General features: G+C 48.9%; 3 protein-coding genes. All 3 read right to left on the bottom strand.

The features are described 5' to 3' along the window. Positions 1 to 75: 75 nt before the first annotated feature. Complete coding sequence (tnpC, locus tag QJ036_RS14075; RefSeq protein WP_283231970.1) at positions 76 to 1,692, bottom strand: IS66 family transposase; 1,617 nt, start codon at positions 1,690 to 1,692, stop codon at positions 76 to 78. A gap of 142 nt (positions 1,693 to 1,834) precedes the next feature. Then, the gene (gene tnpB / locus QJ036_RS14070) at positions 1,835 to 2,176 is read right to left on the bottom strand and encodes an IS66 family insertion sequence element accessory protein TnpB (protein WP_283231969.1); all 342 of its coding nucleotides are present in this window, start codon (positions 2,174 to 2,176) and stop codon (positions 1,835 to 1,837) included. Then, on the bottom strand, positions 2,170 to 2,580 hold the full coding sequence (tnpA, locus tag QJ036_RS14065; protein ID WP_283231968.1) for an IS66 family insertion sequence element accessory protein TnpA: 411 nt from the start codon (positions 2,578 to 2,580) through the stop codon (positions 2,170 to 2,172). Before tnpA ends, tnpB begins: the two co-directional genes overlap by 7 nt. Positions 2,581 to 2,684 lie beyond the last annotated feature (104 nt).

The following is a 2,684-nucleotide window of genomic DNA, read 5'->3' as shown; positions in this document are numbered from 1 at the left end:
GTAACCGCCAAATAATAATGCGGTCAGATATAAAATTACCCCAGCCCTTTGCGAGTTGGAGTAATTCACTATAATTCACATGCGATTTTTGATAGATTGGAGTTTTTCACTCCAGGGTGCAAGCTCTGCGAGCTGATCATCGGTCATTTCTTTCGTTGGCCGATGTTCCAGCAGAAATTTCAGATATCCGTAAACATTCAGGTCATGCGCCTTTGCCATCTCAACCATTGTATAGACTACTGCACTGGCATTGGCTCCTTCTACAGAATCACTGAACAGCCAGTTCTTCCGGCCGACTGCAAATGGACGGATCGCGTTCTCGCTGAGATTGTTTGTGAAGCTGCAGCGTCCATCCTCCAGATAGGTCTCCGCTGTTTCCCGGCGGTTAAGGACATAATTCACCGCTTTATCCATACGGCTATTCCGGACTGGCTTTTGCTGTTCTAGCCACAACCAAAAAGCCTCCAGAACAGGTTTTTCCTTCTCGAGACGCAGCTGCTTACGCTTTTCATAATCACCGGGATATTTTTTGTTAATGGAATCCTCTATGGCAAACAGACGGTTACAGTACTGGACTCCCTGCACTGCAGGCTGGCTGTAATCATACTGTTTCCCTTTGGGAACGGCGTCGATAAAGTACCGGCGGATGTGTGCCCAGCAGGAACACCGCTTGATATCCGGCAGGCTGTTGTAGCCCTGATAACCATCCGTTTCCAGATACCCATGATATCCTTCCAGGAACTCCTTTGCATGGCTGCCGCTCCTGGTTGGAGAGTAGCCATATAAAATAATGGCAGGAAGGCCGTCTTCGCCGCTGCGGAACAGCCACATGAAGGATTGCGTCTGTGCCCGGCGTTCCTCTTCCTTCAGTACCTGGACCCTGGTCTCATCTGCCATTGCGAAGCTGCGCTTCAGCAGTTCCCGGTGGAAGTAATCATACATTGGCTGAAGGTAATTCCGGGAGCAATAGATGATCCAGTTGGCAAGTGTCGTCCTGCTGATCTGGGCACCATATTGTTTCCAGTCTTTCTCCTGACGGTAAAGGGGAAGTCCATTGGCGTACTTCTGATACATTGTCCATGCAACGGCAGATGCGGTCGCCGGACCTTTTCCTACCAGGGCCTGCGGAACCTGAGACTTTACGATCACAGGCTTTTCCGTGTCTCCCAATCCTTCCTTACAGGACGGACATCCATAACTCTGGCTGTAGTATTCGATCACTTTGCATGTGGCCGGGATGAATTGCAGCTCACGGCGGACATACTCTTCGCCGATCAGGACCATCTGCGTACCGCAGACCGGGCAGACCTGATCTTCATCCGGAAGAGGAATGACTACTTTTTCAACCTTCAGGCCTTTAAAAAGATCCTCATGGGCTGCTTTCTTCTTGCGGGTATGCTCACGGATCACGGCCTCTTCTTCCAACAGGGAAGGATCCTGTTCCACTTCCGCTTCATCAAAAAGGTGCTGCTGTCCCGGAATGTCATCGGTCCTTCTTTCGCTGGAGGAACCGAAAAGCTTTTTGGTAAGATAGTCCACCTGTTCCTGAAGGGCTTTTTCGTGGCTGGTTTTTTCGTCAATAACAAGACGGAGAGATCTGACCAGTTCCGTCTGCTCAGAGAGCATTGTTTTCAGTTGTGATATGGTGTCCTTCAGCTCTCGCAGCTGGATGTCTTTTGCACTGGAAGCCATCGTTTTCTCCTTGGATTTGATACCTCTATTATACCATAAATACGGTCATTCCTAAAGGAAAACAAGGGCTGAAAAATGCTGAATTTATAAGGAAATCTGTCATTTTTCTGTGCAGGATTTTTACCGATATCCAGATATTTTTTTACTCTGCTTTGAGTGCTTTGGGCTGGTCGATATCAATTCCTGACATCAGCCAGTCGAACTCCCGCCAGGAAAGATTCCGGACTTCCGACTGCTTCCTGGGCCATTGATAACCGCCCGGGACAGACAGCCGTTTATAGATCAGGACAAAACCATCCGGTTCACGGAACAGGGCTTTGATCCTGTCCCGTCTTCTTCCGCAGAACAGGAAGAGCGCACTGGATGTCGGATCCATCTTAAGCTGGTCTTCGATAATGGCACAGAGACCATCAATCGATTTGCGCATATCTGTATAGCCGCAGACAATGTAGATTTTTTCGAGGCCGGAGATATCACCTAACATGAGGCCTCCCGGATCAGGCGGAGTATCCTGGTGAGCAGGACAGGATCGGCGTCATTGCTGATGCGGATTGTCACATCATTCATAGACACTTCAATCGTATGTGAATTATCAAGGTCCGTTTGGTGTATCTGCGATGCTGTATGCTGTTCCGGAAGGTGACCCGAAACAATGTCAATGGGAACCACGTCCTGCTTTGAGCGCGGAATCTCACAATGACCATAATTCGGTGCCGGGATCTGATCTGCCGCTGCTTTCCTGCAGCGACGGACCCAGTTATAAAAAGTGCTTGTTACGATGCCGTTTTCACGGCACCAGTCAGCATCTGTCATGCCGCTTTGGCGGCATTCATTGATAAGCCTGATCTGTTCCGCCATCGGAACACGGGCTTTGCGTGTAGCTGTCATAACCTATCCTCCGTAATTGTAGTGAAATAGTCTAACTATCTTTCATTTACAATTATAGAGGAATCCAGGAGATAAGAAAATCCGCAGGAATATTTGGCGCTTAC

The sequence above is a fragment of the Fusibacillus kribbianus genome (assembly GCF_030053595.1).
GTDB classification, from domain to species: Bacteria; Bacillota; Clostridia; order Lachnospirales; family Lachnospiraceae; genus Lientehia; species Lientehia kribbiana.
Note: the sequence above shows the minus strand (reverse complement) of the source record. Positions and strands in the feature narration are given on the sequence as shown.